Here is a 17,656-nt window from a genome sequence, read left to right on the forward strand (position 1 = left end):
GGACAACGCCATGAGCCAAACGCGTAAAAAGGCCATCATCACCGGGATTTCGGGGCAAGACGGTGCGTACCTGACCAAACTGCTGCTCGACAAGGGCTACGAGGTCACCGGCACCTACCGCCGCACCAGCTCGGTGAATTTCTGGCGCATCGCCGAGCTGGGTGTCGACACGCACCCGAACCTGACGCTCGTCGAACACGATCTGACCGACGCGGGCTCCAGCCTGCGCCTGCTCGAACGCACGCAGCCGGACGAGCTGTACAACCTGGCCGCGCAAAGCTTCGTCGGCGTGTCGTTCGACCAGCCGGCGACGACCGCCGAAGTGACCGGCATCGGCCCGCTGAACCTGCTCGAGGCGATTCGCGTCGTGAGCCCGAAGACGCGCTTCTACCAGGCGTCGACGTCAGAGATGTTCGGCAAGGTGCAGGCGATCCCGCAAACGGAAACCACCGCGTTCTATCCGCGCAGCCCGTACGGCGTCGCGAAGCTGTACGCGCACTGGATGACCGTGAACTACCGCGAATCGTATGGCCTGTTCGGCAGCAGCGGCATCCTGTTCAACCACGAATCGCCGCTGCGCGGCCGCGAATTCGTTACGCGCAAGATCACCGACACGATCGCGAAGATCAAGCTGGGCAAGGCGACCAAGCTCGAGCTCGGCAATCTCGACGCGAAGCGCGACTGGGGCTTCGCACTCGAATACGTCGAAGGCATGTGGCGGATGCTGCAGGCCGACGAACCCGACACCTACGTGCTGGCGACCAACCGCACCGAAACCGTGCGCGACTTCGTGCGGATGGCGTTCGCGGCGGCCGGCTACCAGCTCGAATGGACCGGCAAGGGCGAGCAGGAACGCGGCCTCGACGCATCGACCGGCAACGTGCTCGTCGAAGTGAACCCGAAGTTCTACCGGCCTGCCGAAGTCGACCTGCTGATCGGCTGCGCGGACAAGGCGAAAAGCAAACTGGGCTGGGCGCCCAAGACGACGCTCGAACAACTATGTCAGATGATGGTCGAAGCGGATTTGACGCGGAACCAACACCATGACACGTTCTGAAACCGGGCGTCCGTCGCGCCGTGCGTTCGTCACGGGCCTGACGGGCTTCACCGGTCGCTACATGGCCGAACGCCTGCAGGCGGCCGGCTATGACGTCTGGGGCACGGTCGCGCCCGGTACGCCGCGCCCCGCCGATCCGGCGTTCGCACAGTGCACGCTGCTGCCCGTCGACCTGCTCGACGCGGATGCGATGCGCGCGGCCGCGGCCGACGCGCGACCCGACGCGGTCGTGCATCTCGCCGCGCGTGCCCATGTCGCCGACGACGAGCCGTCGCCGACCTACGCGGTCAACATCGTCGGCACGCGCAACCTGCTGGCGGCGCTCGCCGGCCTCGACCGCCGTCCGTCGGCCGTGCTGCTGGCCAGCAGCGCGAACATCTACGGCAACTCGACGCCCGGCGTGCTCGACGAAACCGTCGCGCCTGCCCCGGCGAACGACTACGCGGTCAGCAAGCTCGCGATGGAATATGCGGCGAAGCTCTGGGCCGACCGGCTGCCGATCGTGATCGCGCGGCCGTTCAACTACACGGGTGTCGGCCAGAGCGATGCGTATCTGCTGCCGAAGCTCGTCGCGCACTATGCGAGCAACGCGCCGCGGATCTCGCTCGGCAACCTCGACGTGAGCCGCGATTTCTCCGACGTGCGCGACGTGACGGCCGCCTATCTGAAGCTGGTAGAAGCCGCGCCGGCCGGCGAGACGTTCAACGTCTGCTCGGAACGCGCGTATTCGCTGAAGGAAGTGCTGGCGATGCTGTCGCGGATCGCCGGCTACGTGATCGACGTGACGATCGATCCGCGCTTCGTGCGGCACAACGAAGTGAAAAGCCTGAGCGGGTCGCGCGACAGGCTGCGGCGCGCGGTGGGCGAATTGCCGGTCACGCCGCTCGACGAAACGCTGCGCTGGATGGTGGACGCGATGCGTGCCGCACCGTCCGCGCACGCCGCCGGCTGAACGGCGGCACGACACGCGCGCGACGGCATGCGCCGCAACGACAACGGGCCGCTCTCTCGAGCGGCCCGTTTCATTGATGCCGAGCACAAACGGGCTGTATCGCTCAGCCTCAGCCGTCGAGGCCGCGCGCCAGATCGTTGCGAACGTCGCCCGCATGCTCGAGGCCGACCGCCAGGCGGATCAGCCCTTCGGTGATCCCCGCTGCCGCACGCGCTTCCGGCGTGATGCGGCCGTGCGTCGTGGTGGCCGGATGCGTGATCGTCGTGCGCGTGTCGCCGAGGTTGCCGGTGATCGACACCAGCTTCGTGCCGTCGATCACGCGCCATGCGTTCGCGCGCTGCTGCTCGGGCGTGTCGCCCTTCAGTTCGAACGACACGATCGCGCCGCCCGCCTTCTGCTGACGCTTCGCGAGCTCATGCTGCGGATGCGATTCGAGGCCCGGATAGAACACGCGCGCGACCGCCGGATGCGAATCGAGCCAGCGCGCGATCTCCAGCGCGTTCGCCGATTGCTTCTCGACGCGCAGCGACAGCGTCTCCATCCCTTTCAGCAGCACCCACGCGTTGAACGCCGACAGCGTCGGGCCCGCGCTGCGCACGAACGGGAACACCTTGCCCATGATGAATTCCTTCGAGCCGACCAGCGCGCCGCCAAGCACGCGGCCTTGCCCGTCGAGGAATTTCGTCGCCGAGTGCATCACGACGTCCGCGCCGAGCTTCAGCGGCTGCTGCAGCACCGGGCTGCAGAAACAGTTGTCGACGACGAACAGCGCGTTCGCGGCCTTCGCGATCTTGCCGATCGCCTCGATGTCCGCGAGTTCGGTCAGCGGGTTCGACGGCGTCTCGAGGAAGAACATCTTCGTTTCCGGCCGCACGGCTTCGTGCCATGCGTTCAGGTCGGTCGGGTCGACGAAGGTCGTCGTGATCCCGAACTTGCTGAAGATCTGCGAGAACATCCCGAGCGTCGAGCCGAACAGGCTGCGCGAGCTGACGAGATGGTCGCCCGCCTGCAGCGCGGACATCACGACCGACATGATCGCGGCCATGCCCGACGCCGTCGCGATGCATGCCTCGCCGCCCTCGAGCGCCGCGAGACGCTCCTGGAACATGGTGACGGTCGGGTTCGTGAAGCGCGAATAGGTGAAATAGTCTTCCGAATTCGCGAAGCGCTCGGCCGCGTCGGCCGCGCTGGAGAAGCAGAAGCTCGACGTGAGGAACAGCGCTTCCGAATGCTCGTTGAAGTCGCTGCGCAGCGTGCCCGCGCGCACCGCAAGCGTGTCGAAGTTGAGGGAGTCGTCCATGTTCCGTTTTCCGTATTCGATGGCCGCGCCGACGGTCGTGCACGAGGCGCGGACCCGGTCAAAGCCGAGGCCAAAAACAAAAAGCCCGCTATGCGTCGGCATCAGCGGGCTTCGGTGCGGTACGACAGCGATCGACTCGGGCCGGCTGCCGCCGGCCTTCGCTTTAGCTGTTTTGGGAAGTTGCCCCGCGTCCGCAAGCTGATATCAAATCGACGCAAGGCCACATCCTATCACGCCTCCACAAAAGCGTGCGCCGGCGTTACTCGACCGACAGTTGCAGGTTCATCTGCGAACGCTCGGTGTCGCCGGCCGTGTCGCGATCGGCCTGCGACGCCGGCGTGAGGCGCGCGCGCTCGATCGCATCGAGGTACTCGGGCGTCACGGCGCCGGTGATGTAGTTGCCGTCGAAGCACGACGCCTCGAAGTTCTCGAGCTTCGGGTTGATGTCGCGCACCGCGCGGCGCAGATCGTCGACGTCCTGATAGATCAAATGGTCGGCGCCGATGATCTTCGCGACTTCCTCGTCGGTGCGGCCGTGCGCGACGAGCTCGCCGCGCGTCGGCATGTCGATGCCGTACACGTTCGGGAACTTCACGGGCGGCGCCGCCGACGCGAAGATCACCGACTTCGCGCCCGCATCGCGCGCCATCTGCACGATTTCGTGCGAGGTCGTGCCGCGCACGATCGAATCGTCGACGATCAGCACGTGCTTGTCCTTGAACTCGATGCTCATCGCGTTGAGCTTCTGGCGCACCGACTTCTTGCGCACGGCCTGCCCCGGCATGATGAAGGTGCGGCCGACGTAGCGGTTCTTGAAGAAGCCCTCGCGATATTCGACGCCGAGCTTCGCGGCGACCTGCATCGCCGCCGGGCGCGACGAATCGGGAATCGGCATCACGACGTCGATCGGCACGTTCGGCAGTTCGCGCTTGATCTTCTCGGCGAGATAGTCGCCCATGCGCAGGCGCACGTTGTAGACCGGCACGCCGTCGAGGCACGAATCCGGACGGGCCAGATACACGTATTCGAACATGCACGGATTCAGCGTCGGGTTCTCCGCGCACTGCTGGCTGTGGAAGTTGCCGGCCTTGTCGATGAAGACCGCTTCGCCCGGCTCCAGGTCACGCACGAATTCGAAACCGATGCCTTCGACCGCTACCGACTCCGACGCGACCATCCATTCGGTGCCGTGTTCGGTTTCGAGCTTGCCGATGCACAGCGGCCGGATGCCGAACGGGTCGCGGAACGCGAGCAGGCCGTAGCCGGCGATCAGCGACACGATCGCGTACGAACCCTCGAGGCGGCGATGCACGCCCGAGACCGCCTTGAACACCGACGCCGGATCGAGCTCGAGGCCCGTGGTCGACAGTTGCAGCTCGTGCGCGAACACGTTGAGCAGCACTTCGCTGTCGGAATTGGTGTTGATGTGCCGGCGGTCGATCCGGAACATCTCGTCCTTCAGTTGCATCCAGTTCGTCAGGTTGCCGTTGTGCGCGAGGATGATCCCGAACGGCGCGTTCACGTAGAACGGCTGCGCCTCGGCCTCGCTCGATGCCGAGCCGGCCGTCGGATAGCGCACCTGGCCGATGCCGTAGGTGCCGGGCAGGCTGCGCATGTTGCGCGTGCGGAACACGTCGCGCACCATGCCGTTCGCCTTGTACATGTGGAAATTGCTGCCGTCCGCCGTCGCGATGCCCGCCGCGTCCTGACCGCGATGCTGCAGCAGCAGCAGGCTGTCATAGATCAGCTGATTGACCGGGGATTGGGAGATAACACCTACGATGCCGCACATGGCATGTCCTTCAAGATGACAAAATCGGTTCCGTCCTGCCCGGCCGCGTCGTCACACGCGTACGTACTGGGCCATGCCGTCGGGCAGGAGCTGCTTCAGCTCGTGCACGCCCTGTTCGGCAAAAGGACGCAAGAGCGCATTGCGCCAGAAATCCTGTTTGGGCAGTTCGGTCAGCCCGGCCGCCGCGACCAGCAGCACCACCAGCACACAGCCGCGGACGAGCCCGAACATCATGCCCAGCGAGCGGTCGACGCCGCCCAGGCCACTCGCCTGCGCGATCCGAGACAGCAGCGCGTTCGCCACGCCGGCGACCAGCACGACGCCGATCACGAGCAACGCGAAGGCGATCACCCACTGCGTCAGCGCGCCGCCCGGCCAGTTCGCCGGAATGTATGGCACGACCAGCCCGACGTAGCGGCCCGCGATCACGATCGCCGCGATCCAGCCGATCAGCCCGAAAATCTCGGACACGAAGCCGCGCCACGCACCGCGCAGCGCCGACAACACGATCACCGCCAATACAGCGTAGTCGAAAGCCGTCAGCATCGTGGCCTTACTGCGTCAGACCGGCTTCGCGCACCTTCGCGATCGCGGCGGAGGCCGCCGCGCGATCCGCGAACGGGCCGGCACGCAACAGTGTAGCCGTGCTGCCGTCTGCCTGCTTGCGATGCTCGACATATGCGGGCACCCCCGCCGATTTCAACTTGGTCGCCCACGAACGGGCCGCCGCGTCGTCCTTGAACGACCCGAGCTGCACCGCGAAGCGCGCACCGGCCGGCGACGCCGGCGACGATGCGTCGCCGCTGTCCGGGCTCGCGGCGCCGTCGTTCGCGACGGTTGCGGGCGCAGGCTTCGGCGCGGCCGGCTTCGGCGGCGTCACGCTCGCGGTGGCGGTCGGTTCGGGTTTCGCGACCGGCTTGGCCGCATCCTTCGGCGCGGGCGCCGGTACGGCCGCAACGGCCGTGTCGGAGGCCGGCGGTTCGTCGTGCGCGACGCCTGCCTGCACGTCGGACACGTCGTCGTCGCGCGGCACGACTGCCTGGTGCGCGGGCCGGTTCGGGATGTCGATCGCGATGTCGTCGGTCACCGGCTTCGGGTGCGAATCGAGCACCATCGGCAGCACGATCACCGCAGCCACGACGAGCGCGATCGCGCCGACGAGACGCCGGCGCGCGCGTTGCTTTTCTGGAAGGGTCGGATCAAGGAGCAGTGCATCCGATTCCGGACGCTCGGTGCGGCGCGAGCGTCGCTCGACGCGTTCAGTGCGCTCCGTGCGCACGTTCCGGGAGGCCCCGGTGCGACCGCCGCGCCGCGGGGGCGCGTCGTCGTCTTTCTTGCCGAACGAGAAAATTCCCATGAATGGCTGAGTCCGAAACTGCCCGTCAGTCAGTGTTGCTGCGATTTACGGTAGGCCAGCACGCCGGCAACCGTATGGAAACTGCCGAAAACCACGATTCTATCATTCTCGGATGCTCTTTTTAGTGCATCGCGAAACGCTTCCGCGGGCGACGCATAGCGCGTCACGCTCGAATCGGGCCCCTCCTCCACGCCAGCCTTGCGCAACGCCGCTTCGAGTTGCTCCGCGGAAGCCGCGCGCGGCAGCGGCAGGTCGGTCACGCACCAGTGGTCGATCTCGCCCTTCAGGTGCTGCAGCACGCCGTCGATGTCCTTGTCGTGCATCGCGCCGAACACCGCGTACGTGTACGGGAAGAAGCCCATGTTGCCGAGGTTCTGCTCGAGCACGGCCGCCGCATGCGGGTTGTGCGCGACGTCGAGCACGATCGCCGGCTTGCCGGGCAGCACCTGGAAGCGCCCCGGCAGCTCGACGTTCGCCAGCCCGAGCCGGATGTCCTGCGCGGACACCGGCAGCACCGGGCGCAGCGCCTCGAGCGCCGCGAGCGCGGCCGACGCATTGATCAGCTGATTCGCGCCGCGCAGCGCCGGATACGCGAGCGCCGGATAGCGCTTGTCGCGGCCGAGGTAGCTCCATTGCTGACGCTCGGCGCCTGCCTGCGCCTCGTAGCGGAAATCGCGGCCGACGAGCCACAGATCGGCGCCGATCGCTTCGGCGTGATCGATCAGCGTCTGCGGCGCGGCCGGATCGCCGCAGATCGCCGGCTTGCCCGCGCGGAAGATCCCGGCCTTCTCGAACGCGATCTTCTCGCGCGTGTCGCCGAGGTATTCGGTGTGGTCGATGTCGATGCTCGTGACGATCGCGCAATCGGTATCGATGATGTTCACCGCGTCGAGCCGGCCGCCGAGGCCGACTTCGAGGATCACCGCGTCGAGCCCGCGCGACGCGAACAGATGCAGGATCGCGAGCGTCGTGAATTCGAAATACGTGAGCGAGACCGGCTCGGCCAGCGACGTGCGCGCGGCTTCGACGGCCTCGAAGTGCGGCAGCAGTTCGTCGTCGGTCACGTTCTGCCCGTTCACGCGCGCGCGCTCGTTGAATTCGAGCAGGTGCGGCGACGTGTGGCAGCCGACCTTGTAGCCCGCGCGCACGAGGATCGTCTCGAGGAACGCGCAGGTCGAGCCCTTGCCGTTCGTGCCGCCGACGGTGATCACCGGGCACGCGAATTCGAGCTGCAGCGCCGCCTTGACCTGCCCGATACGGGTCAGGCCCATGTCGATGCCGACCGGGTGCGCGCGTTCGAGATGCGAAAGCCACGCGTCAAGAGTGGGAAAAGTGCTCATCGGATCAAATCTGGATCGGTACCGCCACTACGCCAAAAAACGAAGCGCGCCGCCTGACGCTGAGGCCAGGCGACGCGCAGAGTTCACCACGTTGCGCCGGTCAGGCCAGCGCGTCGGCCGGCTGTCGCTGCAGCAGCGCGAGCAACTGCGCGATCTCGTCGCGCATCTTGCGACGGTCGACGATCATGTCGATCGCGCCCGTCTTCAGCAGGAATTCGGCACGCTGGAAGCCTTCCGGCAGCTTCTCGCGGACCGTCTGCTCGATCACGCGCGGGCCGGCGAAGCCGATCAGCGCCTTCGGCTCGGCGATCACGACGTCGCCGAGGAACGCGAAGCTCGCCGACACGCCACCCATCGTCGGGTCGGTCAGCACCGAGATGAACGGCAGCTTCGCTTCGGCCAGCTTGGTCAGCATCGCGGTGGTCTTGGCCATCTGCATCAGCGACAGCAGGCTTTCCTGCATCCGTGCGCCGCCCGACGCCGTGAAGCAGATGAACGGCACGTGCTGCTCCAGCGCGTTCTGCGCGCCGCGCGCGAAGCGCTCGCCGACGACCGAACCCATCGAGCCGCCCATGAACGAGAACTCGAAGCACGCCGCGACGACGGGCAGCGTGTGGATCGCGCCGCCCATCACGACCATCGCGTCGGTTTCGCCGGTTTCGTCCATCGCTTCCTTCAGACGATCGGGGTACTTGCGGCTGTCCTTGAACTTCAGCGAGTCGACCGGCACGATTTCCTGGCCGATTTCATAGCGGCCTTCCGGATCGAGCAGCCCGTCGAGGCGCTCGCGCGCGCCGATGCGCATGTGGTGATCGCACTTCGGGCACACGTGAAGGTTCGCGTCCACGTCGTTGCGATAGAGAACGGCCTCGCAGGACGGGCACTTGACCCACAGGCCTTCCGGAATGCCCTTGCGGCTTTTCGGGTCGGTCTGCTTGATCTTCGGCGGCAACAGTTTGTCGAGCCAGCTCATCGTATGGTTTCCTGTTCCGTGGCGGGGCGGGCCGACCGGCCCGTTCCCGCTTCCTGTGTTGTGTTTATCGCGCCGTATTGCCGGCGCCGTCCAGCGCGGCGCGCAACTCGGCGATGAACGACTTCAGCGCGGCGGCGGCACCTTCCGGCGCGGCGCTCTCGAGCAGCTGCACGAGGCGGCTGCCGATCACGACGGCGTCCGACACTTCGGCCACCGCGCGCGCCGTTTCGGCGTCGCGGATACCGAAGCCGACGCCCACCGGAACCGGCACGCGCGACTTGATGGCCGGGATTTTACCCGCAATGCTCGAAACATCCAGATTTCCGGCGCCGGTCACGCCCTTCAGCGACACGTAATACACGTAGCCGCTCGCGATCTTGCCGACGTCGGCGATGCGTTCATCGGTCGACGTGGGCGCGAGCAGGAAGATCGGATCGATCTGCGCGGCCCGCATTTTTTCCGCGAACACGCCCGCCTCTTCCGGCGGATAGTCGACCACCAGCACGCCGTCGACGCCGGCCGCGTGCGCTTCGGCCGCGAACGCGTCGACGCCCATCCGTTCGATCGGGTTCGCATAGCCCATCAGCACGACGGGGGTTTTGGCGTCGGTTTCGCGGAAACGCTTCACGTCGGCGAGCACGCTCTTCAACGTGACGCCGCGCGCGAGCGCGCGTTCCGACGAGCGCTGGATCACGGGGCCGTCGGCCATCGGGTCCGAGAACGGCACGCCGAGCTCGATCACGTCCGCGCCGCCTGCGGCGAGCGCATGCATGAATTCGACGGTTTTCGCGGGATCGGGGTCGCCGGCCGTGATGAACGGGATCAGGCCCTTACGGCCTTGTTCGGCGAGCGCGGCGAAGGTCTGCTGAATACGATTCATGGCAATTTTTCCTATGTCGATCCGGAGTTAGCGCTTTAGCGCTTACTCCGGTCCCATGCAAAGCAGCATTCGGCGATGCGGCGGCGCGATTCACGCGCACGCCGGCGCGGCGAGCGCGCTCACGCGCTCGTGCGCGATCGCACAATAGCTTTCGTTGATCTCGTAGCCGACGAAGTCGCGCCCCTGCCGTGCGCAGGCCACCGCGGTCGTGCCGCTCCCCATGAACGGATCGAGCACGCGGCCGCCCGGCGGGCAGCTCGCGAGCACCATCCGTTCGATGATTTCCAGCGGCTTCTGGGTCGGATGATCGACGCGCTCCGCGTGCTGCCGATGCAGGCGCGAGACCGACCAGACGTCCTTCGGGTTGTAGCCCATCTCCAGCCACTTGCTGCCTTCGAACAGCTTGCGCGAGCGGGCCTTCTTCGTATCGGCGTCGTACGGGATGCGGACCGGATCGAGATCGAAGTAATACGCCTTCGAAACCGCGAAAAAGCCGATGTTGTCGTGCACCGACGTGAAACGGCGCGTCGTGCCGCCCATGCTCGGCACGCGCCGGTCCCAGATGATCTCGTTGACCATCGTGAGCTGCGTCTTCAGGAAACTGAAGATTTCCGGCGCGTACTGCCACGTGCAGAAGATATACATCGACCCGCTCGGCTTCAGCTTCGGAATCGCGAGCTCGAGCCACGCGCGCGTCCATGCGAGGAAATCGTCGCCCGAACGCTTGTCCGAATCGTTGCCGTAGTCCTTGCCGAGCCCGTACGGCGGATCGGCGACGATCAGGTCGATCGACGCATCCGGCAAGTGCGCGGCGTGGGTCAGGAAATCGCGGTTGTGCAGCTCGATACCGGACGGCAGCGCGCGCGGCACGGCAGCGGCGGGCTGAACCGCCTCCGCCTCGCTCGCGGCACCGCCGCCCGGCTCTTCGATCAGGTCACGCATCGGTCGGGGTCAGAGCTCGATGCCCGATCGCTCGGCGACCGTGTGCATGTCCTTGTCGCCGCGACCCGACAGGTTGACGAGCAGGAGCTTGTCCTTCGGCAACGTCGGCGCGAGCTTCACGCCATACGCGATCGCGTGGCTCGACTCGAGCGCGGGGATGATCCCCTCGATCCGGCAGCAGTCGTGGAACGCCTTCAACGCTTCCGCGTCGGTGATCGGCACGTACTGCGCGCGGCCGCTGTCCTTCAGCCATGCGTGCTCGGGGCCGACGCCCGGATAGTCGAGGCCCGCCGACACCGAATGCGTCTCGATGATCTGGCCGTTGTCGTCCTGCAGCAGGTACGTGCGGTTGCCGTGCAGCACGCCCGGGCTGCCCGCGATCAGCGATGCCGCGTGATGGCCCGTGTCGAGGCCGTCGCCGGCCGCTTCGACGCCGATCAGCTGCACCGATTCGTCGTCGATGTACGGATAGAAGATGCCCATCGCGTTCGACCCGCCGCCGACGCACGCGATCACCGCGTCCGGCTGCCGGCCGGCGAGCTCGGGCATCTGCACCTTGCATTCGTCGCCGATCACGCGCTGGAAGTCGCGCACCATCATCGGGTACGGGTGCGGGCCCGCGACCGTGCCGATGATGTAGAACGTGCTTTCGATGTTCGTGACCCAGTCGCGCATCGCCTCGTTCAGCGCGTCCTTCAGCGTGCGCGAACCCGATTCGACCGGCACGACCGTCGCGCCGAGCAGCTTCATCCGGTAGACGTTCGCGGCCTGCCGGCGCACGTCCTCCGAGCCCATGTAGACGACGCACTCCATCCCGAAGCGCGCGCAGATCGTCGCGGTCGCGACGCCGTGCTGGCCGGCGCCCGTTTCCGCGATCACGCGCTTCTTGCCCATGCGCTTCGCGAGCAGCGCCTGGCCGATCACGTTGTTGATCTTGTGCGCGCCCGTGTGGTTCAGGTCTTCGCGCTTCAGGTAGATCTGCGCGCCGCCGAGCATCTCGCTCCAGCGCTGCGCGTGATAGATCGGCGACGGGCGGCCGACGAAGTACTTCAGCTCGCGCTCGAATTCGGCGACGAAGTCGGGATCGTTCTGGAACTTTTCATACGCCGCGCGCAGTTCGTCCAGCGCGTGAATCAGCGTCTCGGCGACGAACACGCCGCCATACGGGCCGAAGTGGCCGCGATCATCAGGAAGGTTGTACATGGTGTCTCTCTCGATCGGTCGGTGCGCCCGCTTTTGGGGCCGCACCGGCTTGCATCACCCGGCGTCCGCCTCGCGCACCGCGCGTACGAACGCCGCCATCCGGGCGTGATCCTTCACGCCCTTCGCGCCCTCCACTTCGATGCCACTCGAGACATCGACAGCAAACGGACGCAACTGGCGGATCGCATCACCGACGTTTTGCGCGTTCAAGCCACCACTCAAAACGGCCCGACGCGCGAGCTCTGCGGGAATAAGAGACCAATCGAAGACCTTGCCGCTACCGCCGTAATCCGGCACCAAAGTGTCGAACAGGAGGCCGCGCGCTTTCGAATAATGAAGAGCCGATTCTACCAAATCGGCACGCTGCGTCGAGGGGCCGACGCGCACCGCGCGCAACCACGGCAGGCGGGCCGCGCGGCCGAGCGCATCGCACTGCTGCGGCGTCTCGTCGCCGTGGAGCTGCAGCATCGTGAGCGGCACGTCGCGCACGACGGCTTCGATCTCGGCTTCGGTCGCATTCACGAACAGCCCGACCACCGACACGAACGGCGGCGCGAGGCTCGCCAGCTCGGCCGCCTGCGCGATCGTCACCGCGCGCGGGCTCTTCGGGTAGAACACGAGGCCGATCGCATCGGCACCGAGCGCCGCCGCGTGCAGCACGTCCTCGGGGCGCGACAGCCCGCACAGCTTGATGCGCGTGCGCGGCGGCTGGCCGGCCGCGGCGGAAGTCGAAGAAGACACGGCGTGCTCCGTCATGTTTGTGGGTCCAGATCGGCCCAGACGCTGCTCCACGGCACGCTGCCGAGCTGCGCGGGCGGGACGGCGAATTCCGCCGGGTAGCCGACGTGGGCGAGATACAGCCCGTCGGCCATGAACGTCGGGGCCGCGAGGTTGCGGTCCCGGCCGGCCAGCACGTCGGCGAGCCAGTCGGCCGGATAGCGGCCGCGCCCGACCGCGACGAGGCAGCCCATCAGGTTGCGCACCATGTGATGCAGGAACGCGTTCGCGCGGAAGCGGAAATGGATGAAATGCCCCTCGCGCCGCACGTCGATCTGATACAGGTGTTTGACCGGCGTCTTCGACTGGCATTCCGACGACCGGAACGACGAAAAATCGTGCTCGCCGATCAGGTGCGCGGCGGCGGCGCGCATCGCGTCGTCGTCGAGCGGCGTGTGGATCCAGCCCGCGCGCCCGGCCAGCATCGGCGAACGCACCGGGTGCACGTACAGCGCGTAGTAGTAGGTGCGCTCGAACGCCGAGAAGCGCGCATGGAACGTGTCCGGCATCGGCTTCGCCCACTGCACCGACACGGTCGGCGGCAGGAACGCGTTGGTGCCGCGCACCCACGAAAACACCTCGCGATCGAGGTCCGTGTCGAAATGCACGACCTGCCCGAGCCCGTGCACGCCGGTATCGGTCCGCCCGGCCACCGTCGTGTGCAGCGGCACCCGCGCGAACTCGGCCAGCGCATGTTCGAGCCGGTCCTGCACGGTCTTGCCGTGCGGCTGCGCCTGCCAGCCGCAGAACGCCGCGCCGTCGTACTGGATGCCCAGCGCGATCCGCATCACGCCTCGTCCGCCAGTTTCGCGAGCAGCGCGCGGGCATCGTCGCGCGTCGCGGCGTCGTTCGCGTCGACCACTTCCTGCAGCAGCGTCCGCGCGCCGGACAGGTCGCCCAGTTCGACGTATTCGGCCGCGAGGTCGAGCTTGTTGCGGGCGATGCGCGCAAGCTCGTCCGCGGTAAGCGCAGGCAGCGCGGCGCCCGGCGTGGACGGCAGGTCGAGATCGAAGTCGAGCTTCAGCGCGCCGAACTGCGCACCGCCGAGCGGCGGCAACGACGACGGCGTAGCTGGGCTGCCCGCCTGGCCGGCAGACGTCACCGCGTCCGGATCCCAGTCGAGCTCGTCTTCCTGGTCGGCCGGATGTTCCGGTGTCGTTTCAGCCGAACCCATCGGCGGGTGCTGCGCGGCTTGACCGTTAGTTGCAATTTTATCGGCGTCGGGCTGCGGTGCCTGCGCGGGCGGTTCCCCCGTCGTCGACGGCTCCTCCGCCGTCCGCGGCGGCAACGGCATGTCGAGACTGTTGAGCGCGCTGATCGCGTTCTGCATCAGTGTCGCGTGCTGGGCTTCGGCGCTCGAAGGGGCGACGGATGCGGCGGACGGCTCGGCCGGCTCGGCCAGCTTGGTCGACTCGGCCGGCTTGTCGGCGGCAGTGGCTTCTTCCACGGGTTCTGCGTCGTGCGGAGCCTCAGCCGAACCCGGAATCGCGTCGTTCGCCGGCGACACGGCAGCGTCAGCAGGCGGCAATTCCGGCGACTCGTCGTGCGGCGCCGTCACTACAAGCGCAGGCGATGTATCCGCCGCGGGCGGCTCGATCGTCTCCGCGGCGGCGGCAGTCGCCGCGGCGAGATTCATGTCGGACGCGGCATCGCGTGCGATCGGCATCTCGGGCGTGATCGGCAGTTCGCGTTCGACGGACGGCGCGGCTTCCGCTTCCGCCTCCGCAGTCGCGGCGCCACCTGCTGCGGCCGCGGTCGCAGCGGCACCCGCCTCGTCCGCGCGCCGACCCTTCCGGCGTTTGCGCCATGCGAAGCCGGCCGCGAGCACGATAACGGCAGCGCCGGCCGCCGCGGCCGGGCGCCAGTCCATCTGCTCGGTACGACGTGCCGAGGTCGCGACGGGTGCGACCGGTTGCACGGAAGCCGATGCCGGTTGCAGCGCACTGGCTGCCACACCCGACGCGACTTCGTCCGCCGTCGATGCAGCGGCCGATGCACCCGCGTCATTCGCAGCCGGACGCGGCGCGGCAGGCGCCGGAGCAGGCGCGACGCCGGTCGTCGTCGCCGGCTTGCCGATGCCGTGCTTCTGCAACTCCATCAGCACGCGGTTCTTCAACGCGAGCAATTGCTGCAGGCTCGACGGCCGCGGCTGCGACGCACCGACGGCGGGTGCCGCGCCGGCCGGCTCGCGCATGCCGGCAACCGGGTTGCCCGGCACCGACTGCCCCGTCGCCTCGCTCGCGGACGACGGCGCCGACTGGATCGCACCGCTCCATACATGCGGGCCGCTCGCACCGCCCGTGGGCGCCGCCGGCTGCGTGCCGTCGACAGCCGATGCGCCATGCGCGGCCGACGCACCGATCGACGCCGAAGCACCGCTCGAAGCGGATGCGCCCGCCGCCGTCGCCGTCGCGGCACTCGCGCCGCTCACCGGAGCGGCATGCAGGGCCGGCGCCACCGGCGCGGGTTGCGCGGCCGAACCGGGCTGCGGCGCGGATGCGCCGTGCTGCGCGATCGCTGCCCCACCCGATGCGGCGGCGGGCGCGGAAGCGGCCGTCGGGCCAGATGCAGCGGACGCGGCGGATGCGCCGGCCGGCGCGAGCGCCGCGCCGGTCGCATCGAGCGCGGGCACCGTCAGTGTCGCGCCGACTTTCAAACGGCTCGCGTCGCGCTTCATGAACGCCTGCGGATTGGCGTCGAACAGCGCGCGACCGGCGCGCGCGAGCACGGCCGGATCGTGCGATTGCGTGGCCGCTTTCGCGATGTCGTTCAGCGACTGGCCCGGCTGGACCGTCACGGTAAGCGGGGCGGCGCCGCCGACGGCGGATGCCGGCAGGTCGCCGGTGCCGACTGCCCACGCCGATGCGGCGGCGCCGAGCGCCAGGATCGCCAGCGCGCCACGCACGGCGCGCGACAGACGGGACTGGCGCGGAAACAAGGAAATTCGGGACATCGTTGGCTCTATCGCCGCGCACGGGCGCGGCTCGGATTCGCGGTTGGAAGCGTCAATAAAGCGCTGCAGAAATGCAAAAGCGTCGCGCGGAACGCGACGCTTTCGGCGGGTCTGTGCGTCGTAACCGCGTAGTTTACTTCACACGATCGGGTTCCGGCCGAATTCGTCGCCGACAGGTGCCACCGGGCCCGGGCGGGCGCTCGTGTCGCGCGGGTCCGTCTGCCCGTAGCCCATGCATCCGATCGATCAAAACGAACCTGCGTGCCGCAGTTGGAAGCCGTCTCGCGGCAGCCTCGCGCCCCGCTCGAATGACGCGGCTTTTTGGCGCTCAGCGGGCGTCCGCCGCAGGATCGCGGCGACAGAATCGCAAGCACTCCCTCAACAATCCATCCTGTCCGCCGTTAATGAATTAACAGCCGGAAAATCAAGACAAATCCCGACCGGCGCCCCATCCCACTCCAATCAATTCCAATTCGCCGATAAGAAGCCAATTTCCGCCTCTTATCGGAGAAATGAAAATCCACACCACCAAATCCCCGCCCCGCAAGGCTTTGACCCCCTCTCTCTCGCTTGATTACTCATACAAAAGCGATCATTTCTGCATCAATTCAATTTCATTACACAAAATTACACAGACCGAATAACCGCCGTCGATACGATCGCCTTCAAACAGGAATCGGCATGTTTCGACGTCGCGCTCGCCCATGCGGGAAAGGCGGGAGCGCGCCGGCCGGGCTGATGCCGTGCAGTACCGGAGGGCCATCGCGCAGTCGCACGACTGCATCACTCACCAGCTCGTTACGGGGACGAACATGGGCTATCAACAGGGTTTGAGCGGGTTGGCCGGCGCGTCGAGCAATCTCGACGTGATCGGCAACAACATCGCGAACGCAAACACGGTCGGCTTCAAGCAGGGCCGCGCAAACTTCGCCGACATGTACGCAAATTCGGTCGCGACGTCGGTCAACACGCAGATCGGCATCGGCACGCGGCTCGCGTCGGTGCAGCAGCATTTCAGCCAGGGAACGATCAATTCGACGAAGTCGTCGCTCGACGTCGCGATCAACGGCAACGGCTTCTTCCAGATGTCGAGCAACGGCGTGACCACGTACTCGCGCGACGGCACGTTCCACCGCGACAAGAACGGCGCGATCGTCGACGCGCAAGGCCGCAACCTGATGGGCTATGCGGCAGGCGCCGGCGGCGTGATCAACACCGCGCAGACCGTGCCGCTGCAGGCGCCGACCAGCAACATCGCGCCGCGCGCGACGAACAAGATCACCGGCCAGTTCAACCTGAACGCGCAGGACAAGGTGCCGGCCAAGACGCCGTTCAACGCGACCGACAACACGACGTACAACTACAACACGTCGATCCAGGTCTACGACTCGCTTGGCGGTTCGCAGCCGGTCAACCTGTACTTCGTGAAGCCGGCGGCCGGCACGTGGCAAGCCTACGCGGGCGCGCAGGGCCAGACGCCGACGAATCTCGGCACCGTCACGTTCGACGCATCGGGCCGGATCAGCTCGACGACGTCGGCCGCGACCGGCCAGCCGACCGCGAGCCTCGGCCAGTTCGCGTTCTCGATCCCGAACACGACGGGCGGCGCGAATCCGCAGAACCTGACGCTCGACCTCGGCGGCACGACCCAGTACGGCGGCAAGGACGGCGTGAACAACCTCGCGCAGGACGGCTTCGCGAGCGGCACGCTGACGACGTTCTCGATCGGCACCGACGGCAAGCTGACCGGCAACTACTCGAACGGCCAGAGCGCGGTGCTCGGCCTGATCGCGCTCGCGAACTTCAACAACCCGAACGGGCTCGTGAACATCGGCGGCAACCAGTATGCGGAAACGGCCGCGTCGGGCGTGCCGCAGATCTCCGCGCCGGGCAGCACGAACCACGGCACGCTGCAGGGCAGCGCGCTGGAAAACTCGAACGTCAACCTGACGACCGAACTCGTGAACCTGATCACCGCGCAGCGCAATTACCAGGCGAATGCGCAGACGATCAAGACCCAGCAGGCCGTCGACCAGACGCTGCTGAACCTGCGCTGAACCGCGCATGAAAAACGCGCCGCGCCGGCCCTGAATCCCAAGGCCGACGCGGCGCGTCGTATCGTGCAGCCCG

General features: G+C 67.2%; 15 protein-coding genes. 3 read left to right on the forward strand and 12 right to left on the reverse strand.

Annotated elements, in window-relative coordinates; genetic code table 11:
- Positions 1 to 10 precede the first annotated feature (10 nt).
- On the forward strand, positions 11 to 1,057 hold the full coding sequence (gene gmd, locus JYG37_RS18545) for a GDP-mannose 4,6-dehydratase (protein WP_050011265.1): 1,047 nt from the start codon (positions 11 to 13) through the stop codon (positions 1,055 to 1,057).
- Positions 1,044 to 2,009 (forward strand): NAD-dependent epimerase/dehydratase family protein, encoded by a 966-nt coding sequence (locus JYG37_RS18550; RefSeq protein ID WP_124593201.1) that lies wholly within the window; start codon positions 1,044 to 1,046, stop codon positions 2,007 to 2,009. Before gmd ends, JYG37_RS18550 begins: the two co-directional genes overlap by 14 nt.
- A 109-nt stretch (positions 2,010 to 2,118) precedes the next feature.
- Here the strand turns inward: JYG37_RS18550 and JYG37_RS18555 are convergent, their stop codons facing one another.
- The 12 genes from JYG37_RS18555 to JYG37_RS18610 form a co-directional block, all read right to left on the reverse strand.
- A complete protein-coding gene (locus tag JYG37_RS18555; RefSeq protein ID WP_124593202.1) occupies positions 2,119 to 3,309 on the reverse strand; it encodes an O-succinylhomoserine sulfhydrylase in 1,191 nt (396 codons plus the stop codon).
- 259 nt (positions 3,310 to 3,568) lie between these two features.
- A complete protein-coding gene (purF, locus tag JYG37_RS18560; protein ID WP_050011268.1) occupies positions 3,569 to 5,101 on the reverse strand; it encodes an amidophosphoribosyltransferase in 1,533 nt (510 codons plus the stop codon).
- A 51-nt stretch (positions 5,102 to 5,152) separates the two neighbouring features.
- Positions 5,153 to 5,647: a CvpA family protein gene (locus JYG37_RS18565; RefSeq protein WP_027782633.1), complete on the reverse strand. Its 495-nt coding sequence runs from the start codon at positions 5,645 to 5,647 to the stop codon at positions 5,153 to 5,155.
- A gap of 7 nt (positions 5,648 to 5,654) precedes the next feature.
- The gene (locus tag JYG37_RS18570; protein ID WP_213345702.1) at positions 5,655 to 6,458 is read right to left on the reverse strand and encodes an SPOR domain-containing protein; all 804 of its coding nucleotides are present in this window, start codon (positions 6,456 to 6,458) and stop codon (positions 5,655 to 5,657) included.
- A 29-nt stretch (positions 6,459 to 6,487) separates the two neighbouring features.
- Positions 6,488 to 7,798, reverse strand: a complete 1,311-nt coding sequence (gene folC / locus JYG37_RS18575) for a bifunctional tetrahydrofolate synthase/dihydrofolate synthase (RefSeq protein ID WP_204384146.1) — start codon at positions 7,796 to 7,798, stop codon at positions 6,488 to 6,490.
- Between the two features lie 100 nt (positions 7,799 to 7,898).
- Entirely contained in the window at positions 7,899 to 8,771 is an 873-nt protein-coding gene (accD, locus tag JYG37_RS18580) for an acetyl-CoA carboxylase, carboxyltransferase subunit beta (RefSeq protein ID WP_009691548.1), read from the reverse strand.
- A 64-nt stretch (positions 8,772 to 8,835) separates the two neighbouring features.
- Positions 8,836 to 9,651 carry a tryptophan synthase subunit alpha gene (gene trpA / locus JYG37_RS18585; RefSeq protein WP_050011271.1) on the reverse strand — a complete coding sequence of 272 codons (816 nt, stop codon included), beginning with the start codon at positions 9,649 to 9,651 and terminating at the stop codon, positions 8,836 to 8,838.
- A 90-nt stretch (positions 9,652 to 9,741) separates the two neighbouring features.
- Positions 9,742 to 10,593 carry a DNA-methyltransferase gene (locus JYG37_RS18590; protein WP_050011272.1) on the reverse strand — a complete coding sequence of 284 codons (852 nt, stop codon included), beginning with the start codon at positions 10,591 to 10,593 and terminating at the stop codon, positions 9,742 to 9,744.
- 9 nt (positions 10,594 to 10,602) lie between these two features.
- A complete protein-coding gene (gene trpB / locus JYG37_RS18595; RefSeq protein ID WP_050011273.1) occupies positions 10,603 to 11,796 on the reverse strand; it encodes a tryptophan synthase subunit beta in 1,194 nt (397 codons plus the stop codon).
- A gap of 54 nt (positions 11,797 to 11,850) precedes the next feature.
- Positions 11,851 to 12,552 carry a phosphoribosylanthranilate isomerase gene (locus tag JYG37_RS18600; RefSeq protein WP_050011274.1) on the reverse strand — a complete coding sequence of 234 codons (702 nt, stop codon included), beginning with the start codon at positions 12,550 to 12,552 and terminating at the stop codon, positions 11,851 to 11,853.
- Positions 12,549 to 13,361: a tRNA pseudouridine(38-40) synthase TruA gene (truA, locus tag JYG37_RS18605; RefSeq protein WP_050011275.1), complete on the reverse strand. Its 813-nt coding sequence runs from the start codon at positions 13,359 to 13,361 to the stop codon at positions 12,549 to 12,551. Before truA ends, JYG37_RS18600 begins: the two co-directional genes overlap by 4 nt.
- The gene (locus JYG37_RS18610; RefSeq protein WP_213345703.1) at positions 13,361 to 15,526 is read right to left on the reverse strand and encodes a FimV/HubP family polar landmark protein; all 2,166 of its coding nucleotides are present in this window, start codon (positions 15,524 to 15,526) and stop codon (positions 13,361 to 13,363) included. Before JYG37_RS18610 ends, truA begins: the two co-directional genes overlap by 1 nt.
- Before the next feature lie 812 nt (positions 15,527 to 16,338).
- Here JYG37_RS18610 and flgE point away from each other — a divergent pair.
- Positions 16,339 to 17,583 carry a flagellar hook protein FlgE gene (flgE, locus tag JYG37_RS18615; protein WP_050011277.1) on the forward strand — a complete coding sequence of 415 codons (1,245 nt, stop codon included), beginning with the start codon at positions 16,339 to 16,341 and terminating at the stop codon, positions 17,581 to 17,583.
- Positions 17,584 to 17,656 lie beyond the last annotated feature (73 nt).

Origin of the sequence: Burkholderia sp. LAS2 (assembly GCF_018417615.1) — a bacterium.
Lineage (GTDB): Bacteria > Pseudomonadota > Gammaproteobacteria > Burkholderiales > Burkholderiaceae > Burkholderia > Burkholderia sola.